The sequence below is a fragment of the Allobosea sp. genome, assembly GCF_048595345.1.
GTDB lineage: Bacteria > Pseudomonadota > Alphaproteobacteria > Rhizobiales > Beijerinckiaceae > Allobosea.
On sequence record NZ_JBMDWH010000058.1, the window covers coordinates 14,736 to 33,809 of the forward strand.

A 19,074-nucleotide genomic window follows, 5' to 3' on the forward strand; every position below is an offset into this window, starting at 1 on the left:
CCTTCGGATCACCAGCAACGATTCACGAGGTAGCATTACGCTACGAGATGATGCAACCAATGCGAGTATAATTTGTTCGGTTTCTAGTGGGGCAATATTTACGTCAACAGCAGCAGCGCCACCGGCAGCGTCGCCATGGCGAGGAGAGTCTGGAGCGTGGTGATCTCGGCCATCAGAGCGGCGTCGCCGCCGAGTTCGCGGGCGAGGAAATAGGCGGCGGTGGCGGTGGGCATCGACGCGGCGATGATCGTCATCTCCAGCGCGGTTCCGCTGACGCCGAGACGATGGGCGAAAAAGGCCGCGAAAACCGGCATCGCGACCAGTTTAAGCAACAGGGCGATGCCATGGGCCGGCTGGGGCCGGGCCAGGCGGGCCAGATCGAGGCTGGCGCCGACGACCAGCAGACCGATGCCGAGCGAGGCACGACCGAGGATATCGATCGCGCCGGTCAGCGCGGCGGGCAGATAGGCCTGCACCGGGTTCAGGGCCAGACCGATGGCCGATGACCAGATGAACGGGTTGAAGACGATCGACCGCAGGATGGCCCCAGCGCGCATCGGCCTCTCGTGGGACGCATAGCGGGCCAACACCAGAACGCAGAGCACATTGAGCAGCGGGATCATGCTGGCGACGGCGATCGCCATCAGCGCTGCACCGGTGCGGCCATGCAGCCCGGCGGCCAGAGCCAGCGCGACGAAGGTGTTCCAGCGTACCGAGCCCTGGAAGATCGAGGTGAAGGCCGGGCCGGCGATCCGCAGCTTCAGCAGCAATGGCCGGGCCAGCAGCAGCAGCGCCGCCATGGTCAGGATCGAGAGCACGAGCGTCGCGCCCATCGGCAGCACCGGCAGGCTGGTCAGGTCCGCCATCGCCAACGTCGAGATCACAACCGAGGGAAACAGCGCCTGATAGGTCAGCCGCTCGACGCCGAGCCATTGCGGCTGGGCGACGATGCCCCGCGCCTTCAGGAACCAGCCCGTCGCGATGACGAGGAATACGGCGATCAGGCTGTCGAGCATCGGGCTTCTTCGGCGCCGCGCGTCCGCCGCGGGTGCAGGCACAGGAACAACCGACGCTGGGGCACGTTGGTTTGCCGGACGAAAAGCGGACCTCACATGGCGCCTCGTCCGAGGCAAGCGCACAAGCAAATGGGCGCCCTGCCTTGGCCGCAAAGCCGCCACGAAGGGTTCAGCTCTCATTCAAACGGCCGGAGCGAGGATCGCGCCGGTCAGGGGTTTCGCCCCGCAACAGGAGATATCGCCATGATGTCTTTCAGGAACAGGCTTTTCGTGACGGCTCTCGCCGCCAGCGTCGCGGCCGGCGGGATGGCCGTGCCCGCCATGGCGCAGAGCGCGCCATCCTTCGATGCCGCCAGGCTGGACAAGGCCCCGGCCGGTTACAGCCAGTATCGCTATCGCCATTGGCGCGGCAATCGCGGCGCGGCCGTGGCGGCCGGCGTCATCGGTCTCGGCATTCTTGGAGCGGCCGCCGCTGCCGCCAATTCCCGCTCGGCCGATGCTTATTATGATGGGTACTACGCCGCTCCCCCGCCGCCGGTCTATTACGCGCCGGCCCCGGCCTATGGCTACTATCGCCAGCCCTATGATTTCCGCGATTATCGCTGAGGCAAAGATCCCTGGTTGCTTGAACATGGCCCGCACCGAGAGGTGCGGGCTTTTGCATGCGGCGCCGAGCTTTCACGGGCCCGCGTCGAGATCCTCGACTCGCTCGGGCCCGAGCCGGTCGAGCCGGTCGAGCGCGCTTTGCAGGATATAGGCGGCCGCCATCTTGTCGACGACGGCGGCGCGCCTGGCGCGGGAAGCATCGGCTTCCAGCAAGGTGCGCGTGACGGCGAGCGTCGACATGCGCTCGTCCTGCAGCACGATCGGAAGGCTCGTCAAAGGCGCCAGATTGCGCACGAAGGCGCGGGTGGACTGCACGCGCGGCCCCTCCGTGCCGTCCATGTTGAGCGGCAGGCCGATCACCAACCCGGCGACCTCGTATTTTGCGATCACCTTGAGAAGGGCGGCGGCGTCGATCCCGAACTTGACCCGCTGGATCGTCTCCAGTGGCGTCGCGATCTGGCGCTGCACATCCGAAAGCGCGAGGCCGATCGTCTTGCTGCCGAGATCGAGCCCGAGCAGCCGCGCCAGTGGCGGCAGCGCCAGAAAGGCTTCCAGCGGGACGATGGGGCTGGCGGAACCGTCTTTGCCGGTCGGATTGGGGCTCATGCCTCCGGGCTAGAGCATTGCGCCCGAAAGGGGAATGATTTTCGCGCGCGGCAGCGCACGCTTCTCGCGAAGGGGCCTGGCCCGCGCTATAGCCGGAGGGAAAGATGGCGCGGCGCGGGCCGCGGGGAGGGCAGCGCGGATGCAAGGACGGACCGGGCCGCGGATCAGGCTGGAGACACCGCGGCGCAGCCTGCTCGGCGCCTATGAGGCGGCCTTGCGCGAGGACTGGTCCCCCAACACCGTGCGCAACGTCGCGCCCGAGCAGCTGGCCGCCATCGCCGCCGACCCGGACGCCTTCCTGGCGGGGCTGACGAGCCGCGGCGGGCGCATCCGCATCGACGACGGCACGGAGGTCGACAAGATTCCCGACCGGGTCCGCTGGATCCTCGCGCTGGACCAGCCCGGCGAGCCTTTCGTCGGGGCCATCAATCTGCGCTGGCTCGAGGATGGGAGCGGCCGGCCGGTCGTGGATCTGCCGGCCCATGTCCTCGGCCATGTCGGCTACAGCATCCGCCCCGCCTTTGCCGGCCAGGGCTATGCGACGGCCGCGCTTGCCGCGATGCTCGCCGAGGCGCGCGCGCTCGGCCTGCCCCATCTCGTCATCACCTGCGATGCGACCAATCTGGCCTCGCGCCGGGTCATCGAAAAGAATGGCGGCAGCCTGGTGGAAAATTTCGTCGCGCCGCTCTACGGAGCGCAGGAGCGCCTGCGCTTCGCGATCGATCTTTCGGCGCAGCCGGCGCCGGGCGCCGCGGCAGGACAGACATGACCGATATCGTCATCTCCGAATTCATGGACGAGGTTGCGGTCGAGAGCCTCCGCGCCCGTTACGACGTTCATCACGATCCGGAGCTTTATGCCCGGCCGGACGATCTCGCGCGGCTGATCGAGCAGGTGCCGGCCGTCATCATTCGCAACCAGACCGTGATGCGCGGCCCGCTGCTGGAGGCGGCAAAGGCGCTCAAGGTGATCGGCCGCCTCGGCGTCGGCCTCGACAATATCGACATGGGCGCCTGCGCCGATCGCGGCATCCGGGTCTTCCCGGCGACGGGCGCCAACAGCCTCTCGGTGGTGGAATATGTCATCGGCACGACGATGACCCTGCTGCGCGGCGCTTATTTCGCCAATGCCGCGATGTTGGCGGGCGAATTCCCCAAGACCAAGCTGATCGGCCGCGAGATCGCCGGCAAGCTGATGGGCATCGTCGGCTTCGGCGCCATCGGCCAAGACCTCGCCCGCCATGCCCGCGCCATCGGCATGGAGGTCGCCGCCTACCATCCGCGCCTGCCCGCTGACGATCCCGCCTGGAGCGGCGTGCGCCGGCTCAGCCTCGACGCTCTGCTCGGAGAGGCCGATGTCGTCAGCCTGCATGTTCCGCTGACCTCGGAGACGCGCGGGTTGATCGACGCCAAAGCCATCGCCCGGATGAAGCCCGACGCGATCCTGATCAACACCGCCCGCGGCGGCATCATGGAAGAGGCGGCCCTGGTCGCCGCGCTCAAGGCCGGTCGGCTCGGCGGCGCGGCGATCGACGTCTACGAGCAGGAGCCGCTGGGCAAGGGCGCCGCCAAGGTCTTCGCCGGCGCGCCCAACCTGATCCTCACGCCGCATATTTCGGGAAATACGGTGGAGTCGAACGGGCGAGTCTCGGGGCTGGTGGCTGAGAAGGTCATGGCGGCTCTGGAGGAGCGAATCTGAAAGGATGATTGGACGAACGAGGGAGTCTGCTCCAGGCCCATACCCTGCATTGGCATGGCGGAGATTTCGGAAGATCTTGACCGACGGAGATTGCAGGGGCGTCTGTGAGATTTGGCATCAACTTTCGCGGCGATCTCGCCAAGCTGAGCGATGACGCCCTGACTGCGCACCTCGAACAATGCTTCGCGTACCGCGAATGGCTTTCGGCGCGCGCCGCCGACGGTCCTAACCGATGGCTGTACAAGGCCGGCTTCGGGATGCCCTTTGGCAGAGGCCCTATTCACGCGCGCATTTTTTATCGCGTCATGGGCCTCCTGTATGGGGGCCTCTTGAACGGGCGCTCTCTAGGCGACCTCTACGTACTGGATTGCGAGATAAAGGACATCATGGACGAATTGAAAGGCCGAGCACGCTCTGATCAGCGGCATCGTCTCAGCCAATGAGGCAAGTCTTGGCCGTTGCAGAAGCAGGTTGATTTCAGCGGATTGCACGGATGCTGGTTAGAAAATCTTTCGCTCTCTCGGCGGTCGTCTTCATCGTTTGCGCAATGCCCGCTGGCGCTCAACATCCCAGCGAGGTTGATCGGCTTGGCTGCTGGGAGACACAGATGACGTTTGTGCCACGCCGTGGCAACTTCCATACTGCATTCTGCTTCCTTAAAAGCGGCCGCCTCTCAGGAGTTGACCTCCACGGCGTGTCAGGCAGCAGCATCGAGGATAAGTGGCAACGGCTGGATAGGAAGCGCGTCGCGATAGGCGGTGAGGTATGCTCACTAAGGCCGGCCCATAACGGCGCGTTGATGCAGATTACCGGCTGTACCAAATTCGCTCGCGAGTGGCACAGCGCCGACCCGAAATCTGTTCTGATCGCCCCCCGATAGTTGCGTCAGCTCCCGGCCCGTTGCGGACACGCGAGGTTTCTCGTCCTCACACCAGCGCAAACGCATCCACATCCACCAACCCCTTATCCGTGATCTTCAAATGCGGGATCACCGGCAGGGTCAGGAAGGCGACCTGCAGGAAGGGCTCGGCCAGCACGACGCCCAGCGCCTTCGCCGCCGCGCGCAAATGCTCGAGATCATGCCGCACTGTCTCGAAGGGCTCCTCGCTCATCAGCCCGGCGACGGGCAGAGCGAGTTCGGCGACCACCTCCTCGCCCTCCGCCACGGCAAAGCCGCCGCCGATCGCGATCAGCCGGTTCACCGCCGCCGCCATCGCGACATCGTCCACGCCGACGACGCAGAGATTGTGGCTGTCATGCCCGACCGATGAGGCGATCGCGCCGCGCTTCATGCCGAAGCCGTGGACGAAGCCGCTGGCGACGCCGCCCTCGCTCTTGCCGTGCCGCTCGATCACCGAGACCTTGATCGCGTCCTGCGCCAGATCGGGCAGGGCCTGCCCGTCGCGGGAGGGCAGGGCCATCGAGAGCCTCTCGGTGATGATGCGCCCCGGCACCACGCCGATGACCGGCGTCTGCCCCTCGCGCGCCGCGACCTCGAAAGCCGCCGGCGTCACAGGCCGGCATTTCACGCTGCCATGGCCGACACTGGGCACGGCCGCGCGATCCGCGAACAGCGCCTCCTCCACCAGCCGCCCGCCGGCAACCACCTGCTTCACCGAACAGGCGGCGAGGTCATCCACCAGCACGATATCGGCGCGCTTGCCCGGCCCGATGAAGCCGCGGTCGAACAGGCCGAAGTTCCGCGCCGCCGAATGCGAGGCGACGCGATAGGTCGCCAGGATATCCGCGCCATGGGCGATCGCCGTGCGGATCATATAGTCGAGATGGCCTTCCTCGCCGATATCGAGCGGGTTGCGGTCGTCGGTGCAGAAGGCGAGGAAGGGTGAGGCGTCGCGCGTGATCAGCGGGATCAGCTGGTGCAGATCCTTCGACACCGAGCCCTCCCGGATCAGGATCGCCATGCCCTTGGCGAGCTTTTCGCGGGCCTCCTCGGCTGTCGTCGTCTCATGGTCGGTGCGGATGCCGGCGGCGAGATAGGCGTTGAGATCCAGGCCGCGCAGCAGCGGCGCATGCCCATCGATATGGCGGGCGGAAAACGCTTCGAGCTTGGCGAGGCAGGCGGGGTCGCGATGGATCACGCCGGGAAAGTTCATGAATTCGGCGAGCCCGATCACCTTGGGATGGTTCATGAAGGGCACGAGGTCAGCGGCTTCCAGCCGCGCGCCGGCCGTCTCCAGATGGGTCGCGGGCACGCAGCTCGACAGATTGACCCTGAGGTCCATCCGCATGGCCTCGGCGCAGGCAAGAAAATAGCGGAAGGCCTCGGCGCCCAGCACATTGGCGATCTCATGCGGATCGCAGATCGCGGTGGTGACGCCGTGCGGCAGCACGCAGCGCTCGAATTCCAGCGGCGTCACCAGCGAGGATTCGATGTGCAGATGCGTGTCGATGAAGCCGGGCACGGCAATCAGCCCGGGCGCGTCGATCACCCTGCGGCCTTGATAGCTGCCATAGGTCCCGACGATGGTGTCGCCGCAGATCGCGATGTCGGTCTCGACCAGCCCGACGCCGACGAGGTCGAGCAGCTTCGCCCCCCGGATCACGACATCGGCCGGCTCGTCTCCGCGCCCTTGCGCGATCCGGCGGGCGAGTGTGGCGGCGTCGGTCATGGCGGCGGTCCGTGCAGTGCTCATCGCCGCAAACTGCCCTGCCTCGCTCGTCCCTGTCGATCCCCCGCGCGCGACTCGTCCCGGACGTCGCGCAAAATCGCCCTCATCGAGCGTGCCAATCCGGACTGGAATGACCTATATCCCGTCACGCATCTCGACTGACCGCCTCGCAGGAGCCTCCCCATGAAACTCACCTGGTACGGCCATTCCGCCTTCCGCGCCGAGATCGCGGGCGCGACCATCCTGATCGACCCCTTCTTCACCGGAAACCCGGCCTTCGAGGGCAATGTGGCGGCGGTCTCGCAGGGCGTCACGCATATCGTCGTCACCCATGGCCATGGCGACCATGTCGGAGACACGATCGAGATCGCGGCCAAGACCGGCGCGACGGTGATCACCAACTACGACCTCGCCATGCATCTGGTCTCCAAGGGGCTGAAGAATTTCAATCCGATGAACACGGGCGGCACGGTCGATCTCGGCCCCTTCACGGTCACGCTCACCCGCGCCGATCACTCGGCCGGGCTCGGCGAGGCAGGTGTCAACGTCCCCGTCGGCAGCCCGAACGGCGCGATCCTCAAGGCCGAGGGCGAAAAGACGCTCTGGCACATGGGCGACACCGACATCTTCTCCGATATGGCGCTGCTCGCCGAGATCCATGGCGTCGAGGCCTGCATCTGCCCGATCGGCGACCGCTTCACCATGGGCGGCAAGGTCGCCGCGCTCGCCATGACACGCTTCGTCAGGCCGAAGGTCGCGATCCCCTGCCATTACGGCTCCTTCCCGATGATCGACGCCAATGCCGACGCCTTCGTCGCGGGGCTCGCCGGCAGCGAGGTGAAGGCGCTGGTGCCGAGGAAGGGCGAGGCTTTCGAGGTCTGAACGACGGCTTGCGACCACCGCGCCGTCATCCCGGATCGGCGCGGCTTCGCCGCTTGTCGGGGATGACCGCCGAGAGAAGTCGGCCCTTACTTACGCGCCGCCATCTGCTATAGCGCGGCGAAACCTCACCCGGCGCGCGCCGCGCCCTCAACCCGGAGTCCGCCATGTCGGTCGATCTCGCCACCGTCAAGCGCGTCGCGCATCTCGCGCGCATCGCCGTTCCGGAGGCCGATCTGCCCAAGCTGCAAGGCGAGCTCAACGCGATCCTCGGCTTCGTCGAGCAGCTGAACGAGGTGAATGTCGAGGGCGTCGAGCCGCTGACCTCCGTGACGCCCATGGCGATGAAGCAGCGCGAGGACGTCGTGAACGATGGCGAGATCGCGGACCGGATCGTCGCCAACGCGCCCGCCTCGGACGACAACTACTTCATGGTGCCGAAGGTCATCGAGTGACGGCGCGCTGTCCTCCCGTCATTGCGAGCGAAAGCGAAGCAATCCAGGGGGATGCCAGAGCGCTGCCGCTCCTGGACCGCTTCGTCGCTGCGCTGCTCGCAATGACGGTTCCAACGACCTGATTTCATACGGATATTGCCCGTGACCGATCTCACCCGCCTGACGCTGACCGAAGCCCGCGACGCCCTTAAGGCCAAGCAGTTCACCGCCACCGAGCTGACGCAGGCGCATATCGCCGCCGTTGAGAAGGGCCGTGGCCTGAACGCCTATGTGCTGGAAACCCCTGAGCATGCGCTGAAGCAGGCCGCGGCCTCTGACGAGAAGCTGGCCAAGGGGCAGGGCGGCCCGCTCGAAGGCCTGCCGCTCGGCATCAAGGACCTCTTCGCGACGCAGGGCGTGCGGACCACCGCCTGCTCGAAGATCCTCGGCGACTTCGTGCCGCCTTACGAGTCCACTGTCTCGGGCCAGCTCTGGCGCGACGGCGCCGTCATGCTCGGCAAGCTCAACAACGACGAATTCGCCATGGGCTCGTCCAACGAGACCAGCGCCTTCGGCAACGTGGTCAATCCGTGGCGCCGCAAGGGCTCCAACGTTTCCCCCGGTCAGGGCGGTTCCGTCGAGGGCACGCATCTCGTGCCCGGCGGCTCCTCGGGCGGCTCGGCGGCCGCTGTCGCCGCCGATCTCTGCCTCGCCGCCACCGCGACCGACACCGGCGGGTCGATCCGCCAGCCCGCCGCCTTCACCGGCACGGTCGGCATCAAGCCGACCTATGGCCGCTGCTCGCGCTGGGGCATCGTCGCCTTCGCCTCCTCGCTCGACCAGGCCGGCCCGATCGGCAAGACGGTGCGCGACACCGCCGCCATGCTGCGCTCCATGGCCGGCCACGACCCGAAGGACACCACCTCGGTGGACATGGCGGTGCCGGATTACGAAGCGGCGGTCGGCCGCTCGATCAAGGGCAAGAAGATCGGCATTCCCAAGGAGTACCGGCTCGACGGCCTCAATGCCGAGATCGACGCGCTCTGGCAGAAGGGCATCGACTGGCTGAAGGCGGCCGGCGCCGAGATCGTCGAGATCTCGCTACCCCATACCAAATACGCCCTGCCGGCCTATTATATCGTCGCCCCGGCCGAGGCCTCGTCCAATCTCGCCCGCTATGACGGGGTCCGTTACGGCTTGCGCGAGCAGGGCAGGGACATTGTCGAGATGTATGAGAAGACCCGCGCCGCCGGCTTCGGCGCCGAGGTCAAGCGCCGCATCATGATCGGCACCTATGTGCTCTCGGCCGGCTATTACGACGCCTATTACGTCCGCGCCCAGAAGATCCGCACGCTGATCAAGCGCGATTTCGACGAGGCCTATGCTGCCGGCATCGATGCGGTTCTGACGCCCGCCACGCCCTCCGCCGCCTTCGGCATCGGCGAGAAGGGCTCGGCCGATCCGGTCGAGATGTATCTCAACGACGTGTTCACGGTGACGGTGAACATGGCTGGCCTGCCGGGCCTCGCCGTCCCTGCCGGTCTCGATGCGCAGGGCTTGCCGCTCGGCCTCCAGCTCATCGGCCGCCCCTTCGACGAGGAGACGCTGTTCTCGCTCGGCGAGGTGATCGAGCAGGCCGCGGGCCGCTTCCCGGTCGCCGAGCGCTGGTGGGGCTGAGCCAGACCGGCTGCGGTCCTGCCGCAGCCGGTGCGAAAGCTTGATGCTCAGGGAACGGCACGGCCGAAGCCGAGCAGCTTGTCGATCTGCCCGAGCGTATAGGAAAAGGCGGAGACCTTGCTGGGATAGGGCCCGCGATTGCCCTCGATCGTATAGACGATGCCGTCGCGGTAATCCGAGACGATGCCGATATGGCCCATCCAGCCGTCCCGCGGGCCACGATACCAGACGATGATGTCGCCGGTCGCCGGCGGATTGTTCACCGAGGCGTTGAAGTCCCAGCCCTTCGCCTTGAAGCGAGCCAGCGTTTCGCGCGCGCCGGCCGTGGGCTGATAGGGCGCCTTGCCGCCATTTCCTTCCTTGAAGCAATAGGCGACGAAGGAGGCGCACCAGCTGTCGCCCTTCGACGCGCCGGTGACCGCATGGTAGCGCATGACATCCGGCCCGGCATTGTCGCCGCCCTGTTCGCCGGCGCCGTTGGCGAGTTCCTGCTTGGCGATCTGGAGCGCGTTCCAGCCGCTCTTCGAGCCGGCTTTTGGGGCACTGCCCGGCAGGATCGGCGCACGGGCAGGCAGGGAAGGGGCTTTGATCTGCCCCAGAGCCACATCGATCGCCCATTGCGTCAGCGGGCCGACCTCGCCGTCCAGCACCAGCGGGATCTCGTTCGGCCCGATATGCTGCGACTGAAAGGCGAGCACCGCCTTCGCCACATCGGCGTTGAAATTGGCGCCGGGCAGGCCGTCCGGCGCATAGCCGAGCCTGGTCAGGTCTTCGATCAGCTTCTTCACGGTCTCGCCGACCGCGCCACGCTTCAGGATCATGCTTCGTCTCCTCCGCCCCTAGGAACCGTCCTGTACGGGCCCGATGGCGCGCACGGGATCAGGACGGCGCGTGGACACGCCGTCTCGCCGCATCGTTCAGGATGGGCGAAGCAAGGATCACGGGGATAAGCCTGCCTGACCGGTGGCACCGGGCCGCACCTTCCGGTGCGAAAGCGATGATAGCGCGACGACTTTAGGTTGCAATAAGGAGTTCGATGCAACCTTCTTTTTTGGGCTGGTGCCGTTGCGGCAAGAGCCGTTTGACAGCTTCGCTCAAACCGGGCAGATCGCGGCGGTCGAGAGCGGCGAAGGGCGCCCTGCCATGCCAGCCGCGCGCGATTGGCCGGGGGGCTCCGTGACGACACCGCTTCATCCGCTGGCGACCCAGCATCTGCCCAGTTTCGTCAGCGCGCCGGGCGAGACCGACACCCTCTTCCTGATCTGCTGCGCCTTGCTGATCGGCGCGGTGTTGGCCGTGGGCCTGCTCTTCCTGCATCTGCACACCCTGCCAGAGCGGATGGCGCATCGCACCCACAAGCTGCAGTTCGAGATTGTGGCCGTGCTCGGCCTGCTCGCCCTTTTCACCCATATGCACATCTTCTGGGTCATCGGGCTGCTGCTCGCCTTGATCGAGATCCCCGATGTCTGGACGCCGCTGCGCCGCATGGCGGGAGCGCTGGAAAAGATCGCGGGCATCCCGCCTGAGCCGGAGGAAGAGCAGGCGCCGGAGCCCGCCGCGCCGATCGCCACCGCGCCGCCGCCGGCGGCAGCCGCCACGTTGCCGGCCGAAGCCGCTGCCCAGGGAGGCGCGAGCCATGCTTGAGGTCCTGCTCTGCTCGCTGGTCACGCTGCTGCCCGACTACCTGTTCCGCCGCTACGGCCAGGGCAAGCGCATCACGCTCTATTCGGTCTGGTTCGAGCTGCGCTGGGGCATCGTCACCTGCCTCATGCTGACGGTGATGCTGCTGACGGTTGTGTTCTACTTCCATCCGGCGACGCAGATCGCGACGCTCTCCTTCCGCACCGTGCCGATCGTTCCCGAGGTCGGAGGGCGTGTCGCGGAGGTCTATGTCCGCATCGGCCAGAAGGTCGAGGCCGGCGCGCCGCTGCTGCGGCTGGACAGCGCGACACAGGAGGCTGCCGTCACCGCGGCCCGTGCCAAGATCGCCGAGGCCGAAGCCGAAATGGCGGTCGCCCGCGTCGATCTCCAGACTAGCGAGGCCCGCATCCGCGAGGCGCGTGCCAACAACCAGCAGGCGCTGGACGAGCTCCAGACCAAGCAGGAGCTCAAGCGCCGCAACGACAATGTCGTCTCAAACCGTGAGCTGGAGCGGCTCGAGAACACCGCCGCCGCCGCCCAGGCAGGGCTCGCGGCCGCCATCGCCCAGCAGGAGACGGCGCAGGCGCGCATCGCGGTGCAACTCCCCGCCGCGAAGGCGAGCGCCGAGGCCGCTCTGGCGCAGGCGCAGGTCGAACTCGGCAAGACGGTCATCAGGGCCGGCGTCGCCGGCCATATCGAGCAGTTCGCCCTGCGCGTCGGCGATCTCGTCAATCCGTTCATGCGCCCGGCCGGTATTCTGATCCCGGTCGATGCCGGCCGCCGCGCGATCCAGGCCGCCTTCACCCAGATCGAGGCGCCCTCGCTGACGGTCGGCATGATCGGCGAGGTCACCTGCCTGTCCAAGCCCTGGACGATCATCCCGGTTGTCGTGACGGATGTGCAGGATTTCGTCGCGACCGGCCAGTTCCGCACCACTGACCAGCTGGTCGATCTCTCGCAGTCGATCCGCGTCGGCTCGGTGCTGGTCTTCATGGAGCCGCTCTATGAGGGCGGGTTCGAGGGGCTGATCCCGGGCTCCAACTGCTCGGCCAACGCCTATTCGAACCACCATGACGAGATCGTCTCGGGCAAGCTTTCGGCGCTCGGCCGCTTCGCCCTGCACGCGGTCGATGCCACAGGCGTCGTCCATGCCGCGATCCTGCGCATCCAGGCCGCTCTGGCGCCGATCAAGACGCTGGTGCTGAGCGGGCATTGAGCGGCGGGGGAGCCGTAACGAGGCAAGCCCTGCCCGCATTCGGCGGCTTTCCCTGAGTTCATCGCGCGTCCGGCAGGGCCACGCTGAACCGAGTGTGCTGTCCGTCCTGACCGAACCGTCCTTGCGAGAAACGGAGCGACGAAGCCATCCAAGCGGGTGGGCGAGGGTCGCACCTGTTCCCTGGATGCCTTCGCTCCGCTCGCAGTGACGTTGCCGCCCCGGTGCTCGAGCGTAAGTCTCGACAGCATGAAGGCCGCGAGGATCGCGGCCTTCATGCGTTCGCGTCGTCAGCCTTCGGCCGAAGCCGCCGTCCTCAATGCGCGCCGGTCGGCTGCACGGGCGGCGTACCCTCGGCCCGGCGCTTGGAACCGCGCAGATCGGCCAGCCAGCGCACCACGACATAGAACACTGGCGTGAAGATCAGGCCGAAGACGGTCACGCCCAGCATGCCGGAGAACACCGCGATGCCCATCGCCTTGCGCATCTCGGCGCCGGCGCCGATCGAGATCGTCAGCGGCAGCACGCCGAGGATGAAGGCCATCGAGGTCATCAGGATCGGCCGCAGGCGGGTCTTGGCGGCGGCGATGGCGGCGTCTCGCCGGTGCATGCCCTCCTCCTCCGCCTGCTTGGCGAATTCGACGATCAGGATCGCATTCTTGGCGGCGAGGCCGACGAGCACCACCAGGCCGATATCGACGAGGATGTTGCGGTCGAGCCCGGCGAAGTTCACCCCGATCATCGCCGCGAAGATGCACATCGGCACGATCAGGATCACCGAGAGCGGCAGCAGCCAGCTTTCATAGAGCGCCGCCAGCAGCAGGAACACGAACACCACCGCCAGCCCGAAGGCGACGATCGCCGTGTTCCCTGCCAGCTTCTCCTGCAGCGCGATCTCGGTCCATTCGAAACCGAACCCGGGCGGCAGCACCTTCTGCGTCAGCGCCTCGACCGCAGCGATGCCCTGGCCGGTCGAATAGCCGTGCTTCATCGACAGCTGCACCTCGGCCGCGGGATACAGGTTGTAGCGCGGCACGCGATAGGCGCCGGTCGTGTCGTGGAAGGACGCGACCGAGCCGATCGGCACCATCTCGCCATCCGCGTTGCGGGTCTTGAGATTGGCGACGTCGCGGGTCGTCAGGCGGAACGGATTGTCCGCCTGCGCGGTGACGCGATAGGTCCGGCCCAGCAGGTTGAAGTCGTTGATATAGGCCGAGCCCATATAGACCGAGAGCGTCTCGAAAATGCGGGTGATCGGCACGCCGAGCATCTCCGCCTTGGTGCGGTCGATATCGGCATAGATCTGCGGCGTCTTGGTCGAGAACAGGGTGAAGGGCTGGGCGATGCCCTCGATCTGGCCGGCGGCGCCCGCCACCATCCAGGTCGCGCCTTCCAGTGCCGCGAGCCCGCGCCCGCCGCGATCCTGCACGTAGCCCTTGAGGCCGCCGCCATTGCCGATGCCGGAGATCGCCGGCGGCTCGATCACGATCGGGAAGGCGTCAGTGATATTGGCGAACATCTGCCCGCGCAGATCGTTGAGGATGCCCTGATAGCTCAGTCCCTTCTTGGCCCGCTCCTCGAAATTGCCGAGCGTGACGAAAATCACGCCCGCATTGGGCGCGATGGTGAAGGTCGCGCCGTCGAGGCCGGCGAAGGCGACCGCATGCTCGACGCCGGGCCGCGAGAGGGCGAGATCCGCAGCCTTGCGTACGACCGCATCCGTCCGAGCGAGCGAGGAGCCCGGGGGCAGCTGGAACACGAGGATGAAATAGCCGCGGTCGAGCTGCGGCACGAGGCCGGTCGGCGTCTTGCGGATGTCCCAGACGGTTGCCGCGATCAGCCCGCCATAGACCAGCAGCAGGATCGCCGAGAGCCGGATCAGCCGCGAGGTCACGCGCCCATAGGTGCGTGAAAGCCAGTCGAAACCGGCGTTGAAATAGTGAAAGAACCAGCGCAGAGGCGCGCCGAGCTTGTAGGCCAGCCCGTGCTTCGCATTCGGATCGTGCTGGGCGTGCGGCTTCAGCAGCACCGCCGACATCGCCGGCGAGAGCGTCAGCGAGACGAAGCAGGAGATCGCCGTCGAGGCCGCGATGGTGACCGCGAACTGCTGGTAGAACGTGCCCTGCAGGCCGCTGATGAAGGCGGTCGGCAGGAAGACGGCGCACAGCACCAGCGCGATCGCGATCAGCGCGCCGCCGACCTCGTCCATCGTCTTGTGCGCGGCCTCGCGCGGGCTCAGCCCCTGCGCCAGATAGCGCTCGACATTCTCGACCACGACGATCGCGTCATCGACCACGATGCCGATGGCGAGCACCAGCGCCAGCAGCGAGATCGTATTGAAGGAGATGCCGACGGCGGCCATGATCAGGAAGGTGCCGATCAGCGACACCGGGATCGCCACGATCGGGATGAGCGCCGCCCGCCAGGTCTGCAGGAACAGGATCACCACGATCACCACCAGCAGCACCGCCTCGAACAGCGTATGCACCACGGCATCGACCGACTGGGCGATGAACTCGGTGGGATTGTAGATGATGCGGTAGTCGACGCCGGAGGGGAAGCTCGCCGCCATGGACTTCATCTCGGCGACCAGCGCGTCCGACGTGCGAAGGGCGTTGGAGCCCGGGCGCTGGAACACGCCGATCGCAACCGCCTCGCGGTTATCGAGATAGTTGTTGGTGGTGTAGTCCTGCGCGCCGAGCTCGACGCGGGCGATGTCGCGCACGCGGATCGTGCTGCCATCGGCATCCGAGCGCACGACGATGTTCTCGAATTCGGCGACATCGGTCAGGCGCCCGAGGGTCTGCACCGAGAGCTGGAACGCCTCCTGCGACTTCGCCGGCGGCTGGTTGATGGCGCCGGCCGCGACCTGGACGTTCGCCGCCTGCAATGCTGCGACGACATCGCCCGCCGTGAGGTTGCGGGCGGCGACCTTCGCCGGATCGAGCCAGACGCGCATCGAATAGTCGCGTGCGCCGAAGACCATGACGTTGCCGACGCCGTCCACGCGGGTCAGCGAGTCCTTCACATAGAGCGTCGCGTAGTTGGAGACGTATTGCTGGCTGCGCGAGCCGTCCGGCGAGATCATCTGGATGAACATCAGCACGTCCGGCGAGGCCTTGCGGACCTGCACGCCGATCTGGCGCACCGCCTGCGGCAGGCGCGGCTCAGCCGAGGAGACGCGGTTCTGCACCAGAACCTGCGCCTGGTCGACATCGACGCCGGCCTTGAACACGACATTGATGGTGACGATGCCGTCGCCCGTCGATTGCGACGAGATGTAGAGCATGTCGTCGACGCCGTTCACCTCCTGCTCGATCGGCGTCGCCACCGTGGCGGCGACCGTCTCGGCCGAGGCGCCGGGGTAGGTCGCGGTGATCGAGACGGTGGGCGGCGCGATCTCGGGATATTCCGCGATCGGCAGCGTGCGCATCACGACCGCCCCCGCGATCGTCAGCAGCACCGACAGAACGGTGGCGAAGATCGGCCGGTCGATGAAGAAATGGGCGAAGCGGAACATGGAAAGGGTCCTGTCCGGAAAAGGCGGGCGCAAGGCCCGTGGTTCGAAAGGCGATCGGAGCGCGCTGCGGCCCATTCAGGGTGCGTCGTCATCCCGGGCTTGTCCCGGGAGCCATCGTCGGGCGCGGCGTCCTTCGATGGCTGCCGGATCGGCGCCGCTTGGCGGCTGATCCGGAATGACGGCGAGCTCCTTGAACGGGCGCTGCCCGCGCTCCTCGGCGCGTCAGTTGGTCGTCGCGACCTTGATCTCGCCGGGCTGCGGCGTGACCGGCACGCCGGGGCGCACCATCGGATTGGCGTTGCCGCCGACGATGACCTTGTCGTCGGGCGTCAGGCCCGAGCGCACCACACGCAGCCCGTCGCTCAGCGGCCCGAGCACGATGGTCTTGGGCACCACCTTATTCTCCGGCCCCACGGTCAGGACGATCTTGTTGGCCTGATCGGCGGAGATCGCGGTGTCGGGGATCAGCAGCGCGTCGGCCTCGCCGGCGAAGAAGCGAAGCCGTCCGAACACGCCCGGCGTCAGGAACTGGTCCTTGTTCGCGAAGACGGCGCGGCCGCGAATGGTCGCCGAGCGCGCGTTGAGGGCGTTGTCGAGGAAGTCGACCTTGCCCTTGCGCTCCCATTTGGTCTCGTCCGACAGCTTCACCTCGACCGGCGTTCCGGAATCGCGGCTGGCCGTGTCGCGGACATTGCTGCCGCGCGCATAGCGCAGATAATCGGCCTCCGAGACGTCGAAGGTGAAATAGATCGGGTCCGTCGCTACGATGGTCGTCAGCAGCGTCGCGCCGGACTGGCCGCCCGCGATCAGATTGCCGGCATCGACGCGGCGGTTGGAGATGCGCCCCGCGATCGGCGCGCGCACCTCGGTCCATTCCAGATTGAGCTCGGCGTTCTTCAGATTGGCTTCCGCGCCCTGCTGGCTGCCGATCGCGCTGTTGAGATTGGCCCGGCGCTGATCGACGTCGCGGGCCGTGATGGTGCGGTTCTGCGTCAGCCCCTCGGCGCGCTCGACCTCGTTCTGGGAGAGCTCGACCTGCGCCTTGGCGCGCGCCACATCGGCTTTGGCCACATCCACCGCCAGCTTGTAGGGCCGCTGGTCGATGGTGAAGAGCAGGTCGCCCTTCTGGACCATCGCGCCGTCGCGGAAATGCACCTTCTCGATGAAGCCGGAGACGCGCGCCCGAACCTCGACCTGGTCGCTGGCCTCGAAGCGCCCGGTAAACTCGTCCCAATTGGCGACGCGCTTGGCGAGCGGGTTCGAGACCTGGACCGGCGGGGCCGGAGGCGCGCCTTGGGCGGAAGCCTCCTGCGCGATGAGGACCGTCGACGCCGCGGTGAGCACCAGGCCGAAAAGGCGGCTGCGTGACATGAAGAGAACTCCGGATTGCACGGCAGGTGGCATCATGCGACGCTATCCTCCGCCATCATGGGCGTTAGAAGGGGTGAGGACTGACGAATGTCAAGATCCATCACTCCTCATCGGGCCTGATCTGGCCGCATTCTAGCAACATTCCCGCCATCCGGTTGCAGGAGCGCAACGGATCGTGACCGGGCGGGAGGCAGGGAACTGCCGCGAAGGCCCACTCAGCCCTCATCCTGAGGAGCAACGGCACGCCGCGTCTCGAAGGGTGCTCCTGGTCGCTCGGCATCCTCCTGCAGCATCCTTCGATACGCGACCCTGCGGATCGCTACTCAGGACGAGGGCTCGCAGATTGCCGGCGCTTTTGTCGCCGGCGAGCCTCCCACACTTGCCGCCTTCGCGCCGACATCGTAACGCATAGGCACGTTTTAACGCCGGAAGAGTCTCGTATGAACGCGCATGTCCGCCCCGCCGACCCCAAGAAGCTGATCAAGGGCGCGACCGGGGATTGGGAAGTGGTGATCGGCATGGAAATCCATGCTCAGGTTACCTCCAACGCCAAGCTGTTCTCCGGCGCCTCGACCGGCTTCGGCGCCGAGCCCAACGCCCATGTCAGCCTCGTCGATGCGGCGATGCCGGGCATGCTGCCGGTGATCAACGCCGAATGCGTCAAGCAGGCGGTCCGCACGGGCCTCGGCCTCAACGCGCAAATCAACAACCGCTCGGTCTTCGACCGGAAGAACTACTTCTATCCGGACTTGCCGCAGGGCTACCAGATCACCCAGTACAAGAGCCCGATCGTGGGCGAGGGCGAGATCGTGGTCGATCTCTCGCCGACCGAGCAGATCACCGTCGGCATCGAGCGGCTGCATCTGGAGCAGGATGCCGGCAAGTCGATCCACGACCAGCACCCGACCATGAGCTTCGTCGATCTCAACCGCTCGGGCGTGGCTCTGATGGAGATCGTCTCCAAGCCGGATCTGCGCTCCGCCGACGAGGCCAAGGCCTATGTCTCGAAGCTGCGCACCATCCTGCGCTATCTCGGCACCTGCGACGGCGACATGGAGAAGGGCAATCTGCGCGCCGACGTCAACGTCTCCGTGCGCAAGCCGGGCGACGGGCTCGGCACGCGCTGCGAGATCAAGAACGTCAACTCGATCCGCTTCATCGGCCAGGCGGTCGAGACCGAGGCGCGCCGCCAGATCGGCATCCTCGAGGATGGCGGCACGATCGACCAGGAAACCCGCCTCTACGACCCCGGCAAGGGCGAGACCCGCTCGATGCGCTCCAAAGAAGAGGCGCATGACTACCGCTACTTCCCCGATCCGGACCTGCTGCCGCTGGAATTCGACGACGCCTTCGTCGCCGCGCTGAAATCGCATCTGCCGGAACTGCCGGACGCCAAGAAGGCCCGCTTCATCGCCGAATACGGCCTCTCGCCTTATGACGCCTCGGTCCTCGTCGCCGAGCGCGAGCAGGCCGATTATTTCGAGGCCGTGGCGAAGGGCAGGGACGGCAAGGCCGCCGCCAACTGGGTCATCAACGAGCTGTTCGGGCGCCTTAACAAGGAGGGCAAGGACGTCACGGCCTCGCCGGTCTCCGCCGCCCAGCTCGGCGGCCTCGTCGATCTCATCGGCGAGAACGTCATTTCCGGCCGCATCGCCAAGGACCTGTTCGAGATCCTCTGGACCGAAGGCGGCGACCCGCGCGAGATCGTCGAGAGCCGCGGCATGAAGCAGGTCACCGACACCGGCGCGATCGAGAAGGCGGTGGACGAGCTGATCGCCGCCAA

Annotated in this window: 15 protein-coding genes; 9 read left to right on the top strand and 6 right to left on the bottom strand. The window is 66.7% G+C overall.

The genetic code is table 11. From position 1 onward, the window contains the following. Window positions 1–98: 98 nt before the first annotated feature. On the bottom strand, window positions 99–1,016 hold the full coding sequence (locus tag ACOJTB_RS06395; RefSeq protein WP_420101686.1) for an AEC family transporter: 918 nt from the start codon (window positions 1,014–1,016) through the stop codon (window positions 99–101). A 243-nt stretch (window positions 1,017–1,259) separates the two neighbouring features. Here ACOJTB_RS06395 and ACOJTB_RS06400 point away from each other — a divergent pair, with 243 nt between their 5' ends. Then, the gene (locus ACOJTB_RS06400) at window positions 1,260–1,622 is read left to right on the top strand and encodes a hypothetical protein (RefSeq protein WP_420101687.1); all 363 of its coding nucleotides are present in this window, start codon (window positions 1,260–1,262) and stop codon (window positions 1,620–1,622) included. Between the two features lie 72 nt (window positions 1,623–1,694). Here the strand turns inward: ACOJTB_RS06400 and ruvX are convergent, their stop codons facing one another. After that, complete coding sequence (gene ruvX / locus ACOJTB_RS06405) at window positions 1,695–2,228, bottom strand: Holliday junction resolvase RuvX (protein ID WP_420101688.1); 534 nt, start codon at window positions 2,226–2,228, stop codon at window positions 1,695–1,697. 139 nt (window positions 2,229–2,367) lie between these two features. On the opposite strand from ruvX, the gene ACOJTB_RS06410 reads away from it, so the two are divergent. Beyond that, window positions 2,368–2,997 carry a GNAT family N-acetyltransferase gene (locus ACOJTB_RS06410; protein ID WP_420101689.1) on the top strand — a complete coding sequence of 210 codons (630 nt, stop codon included), beginning with the start codon at window positions 2,368–2,370 and terminating at the stop codon, window positions 2,995–2,997. Beyond that, window positions 2,994–3,926, top strand: a complete 933-nt coding sequence (locus tag ACOJTB_RS06415; protein ID WP_420101690.1) for a hydroxyacid dehydrogenase — start codon at window positions 2,994–2,996, stop codon at window positions 3,924–3,926. The genes ACOJTB_RS06410 and ACOJTB_RS06415 overlap by 4 nt, the downstream gene beginning before the upstream one ends. A gap of 926 nt (window positions 3,927–4,852) precedes the next feature. On the opposite strand, the gene ade is transcribed toward ACOJTB_RS06415, so the two are convergent. Continuing rightward, window positions 4,853–6,556 carry an adenine deaminase gene (gene ade, locus ACOJTB_RS06420; protein ID WP_420101691.1) on the bottom strand — a complete coding sequence of 568 codons (1,704 nt, stop codon included), beginning with the start codon at window positions 6,554–6,556 and terminating at the stop codon, window positions 4,853–4,855. Between the two features lie 183 nt (window positions 6,557–6,739). On the opposite strand from ade, the gene ACOJTB_RS06425 reads away from it, so the two are divergent. The 3 genes from ACOJTB_RS06425 to gatA all read left to right on the top strand — a co-directional run bounded on the left by ACOJTB_RS06425 (window position 6,740) and on the right by gatA (window position 9,546). Beyond that, complete coding sequence (locus tag ACOJTB_RS06425) at window positions 6,740–7,438, top strand: metal-dependent hydrolase (protein ID WP_420101692.1); 699 nt, start codon at window positions 6,740–6,742, stop codon at window positions 7,436–7,438. 164 nt (window positions 7,439–7,602) lie between these two features. After that, on the top strand, window positions 7,603–7,890 hold the full coding sequence (gene gatC, locus ACOJTB_RS06430; RefSeq protein WP_420101693.1) for an Asp-tRNA(Asn)/Glu-tRNA(Gln) amidotransferase subunit GatC: 288 nt from the start codon (window positions 7,603–7,605) through the stop codon (window positions 7,888–7,890). Window positions 7,891–8,031: 141 nt separating this feature from the next. Beyond that, window positions 8,032–9,546, top strand: coding sequence for an Asp-tRNA(Asn)/Glu-tRNA(Gln) amidotransferase subunit GatA (gatA, locus tag ACOJTB_RS06435; protein ID WP_420101694.1), 1,515 nt, complete (start codon window positions 8,032–8,034; stop codon window positions 9,544–9,546). Window positions 9,547–9,593: 47 nt separating this feature from the next. Here the strand turns inward: gatA and ACOJTB_RS06440 are convergent, their stop codons facing one another. Beyond that, entirely contained in the window at window positions 9,594–10,367 is a 774-nt protein-coding gene (locus ACOJTB_RS06440; RefSeq protein WP_420101695.1) for a CHAP domain-containing protein, read from the bottom strand. Between the two features lie 142 nt (window positions 10,368–10,509). Between ACOJTB_RS06440 and ACOJTB_RS06445 the strand changes: the two genes are divergently transcribed. Next, window positions 10,510–11,190, top strand: a complete 681-nt coding sequence (locus tag ACOJTB_RS06445) for a hypothetical protein (protein WP_420101696.1) — start codon at window positions 10,510–10,512, stop codon at window positions 11,188–11,190. Beyond that, window positions 11,183–12,403, top strand: coding sequence for an HlyD family secretion protein (locus tag ACOJTB_RS06450; protein WP_420101697.1), 1,221 nt, complete (start codon window positions 11,183–11,185; stop codon window positions 12,401–12,403). The genes ACOJTB_RS06445 and ACOJTB_RS06450 overlap by 8 nt, the downstream gene beginning before the upstream one ends. A gap of 313 nt (window positions 12,404–12,716) precedes the next feature. Here the strand turns inward: ACOJTB_RS06450 and ACOJTB_RS06455 are convergent, their stop codons facing one another. Beyond that, the gene (locus tag ACOJTB_RS06455) at window positions 12,717–15,920 is read right to left on the bottom strand and encodes an efflux RND transporter permease subunit (RefSeq protein WP_420101698.1); all 3,204 of its coding nucleotides are present in this window, start codon (window positions 15,918–15,920) and stop codon (window positions 12,717–12,719) included. A gap of 222 nt (window positions 15,921–16,142) precedes the next feature. Beyond that, on the bottom strand, window positions 16,143–17,291 hold the full coding sequence (locus ACOJTB_RS06460; protein WP_420101699.1) for an efflux RND transporter periplasmic adaptor subunit: 1,149 nt from the start codon (window positions 17,289–17,291) through the stop codon (window positions 16,143–16,145). A gap of 440 nt (window positions 17,292–17,731) precedes the next feature. Between ACOJTB_RS06460 and gatB the strand changes: the two genes are divergently transcribed. After that, window positions 17,732–19,074: Asp-tRNA(Asn)/Glu-tRNA(Gln) amidotransferase subunit GatB (gene gatB / locus ACOJTB_RS06465; RefSeq protein WP_420101700.1), on the top strand; the 1,343-nt coding region annotated here is incomplete at its 3' end.

Coding starts and splice junctions, on each gene's coding strand:
- ade (WP_420101691.1), bottom strand. CDS start 6,556: ATGACCGACGCCGCCACACTCGCCCGCCGGATCGCGCAAGGGCGCGGA.
- ACOJTB_RS06440 (WP_420101695.1), bottom strand. CDS start 10,367: ATGATCCTGAAGCGTGGCGCGGTCGGCGAGACCGTGAAGAAGCTGATC.
- ACOJTB_RS06450 (WP_420101697.1), top strand. CDS start 11,183: ATGCTTGAGGTCCTGCTCTGCTCGCTGGTCACGCTGCTGCCCGACTAC.
- ACOJTB_RS06455 (WP_420101698.1), bottom strand. CDS start 15,920: ATGTTCCGCTTCGCCCATTTCTTCATCGACCGGCCGATCTTCGCCACC.
- ACOJTB_RS06415 (WP_420101690.1), top strand. CDS start 2,994: ATGACCGATATCGTCATCTCCGAATTCATGGACGAGGTTGCGGTCGAG.
- ACOJTB_RS06395 (WP_420101686.1), bottom strand. CDS start 1,016: ATGCTCGACAGCCTGATCGCCGTATTCCTCGTCATCGCGACGGGCTGG.
- ACOJTB_RS06410 (WP_420101689.1), top strand. CDS start 2,368: ATGCAAGGACGGACCGGGCCGCGGATCAGGCTGGAGACACCGCGGCGC.
- ACOJTB_RS06425 (WP_420101692.1), top strand. CDS start 6,740: ATGAAACTCACCTGGTACGGCCATTCCGCCTTCCGCGCCGAGATCGCG.
- ACOJTB_RS06460 (WP_420101699.1), bottom strand. CDS start 17,291: ATGTCACGCAGCCGCCTTTTCGGCCTGGTGCTCACCGCGGCGTCGACG.
- gatC (WP_420101693.1), top strand. CDS start 7,603: ATGTCGGTCGATCTCGCCACCGTCAAGCGCGTCGCGCATCTCGCGCGC.
- ACOJTB_RS06400 (WP_420101687.1), top strand. CDS start 1,260: ATGATGTCTTTCAGGAACAGGCTTTTCGTGACGGCTCTCGCCGCCAGC.
- ruvX (WP_420101688.1), bottom strand. CDS start 2,228: ATGAGCCCCAATCCGACCGGCAAAGACGGTTCCGCCAGCCCCATCGTC.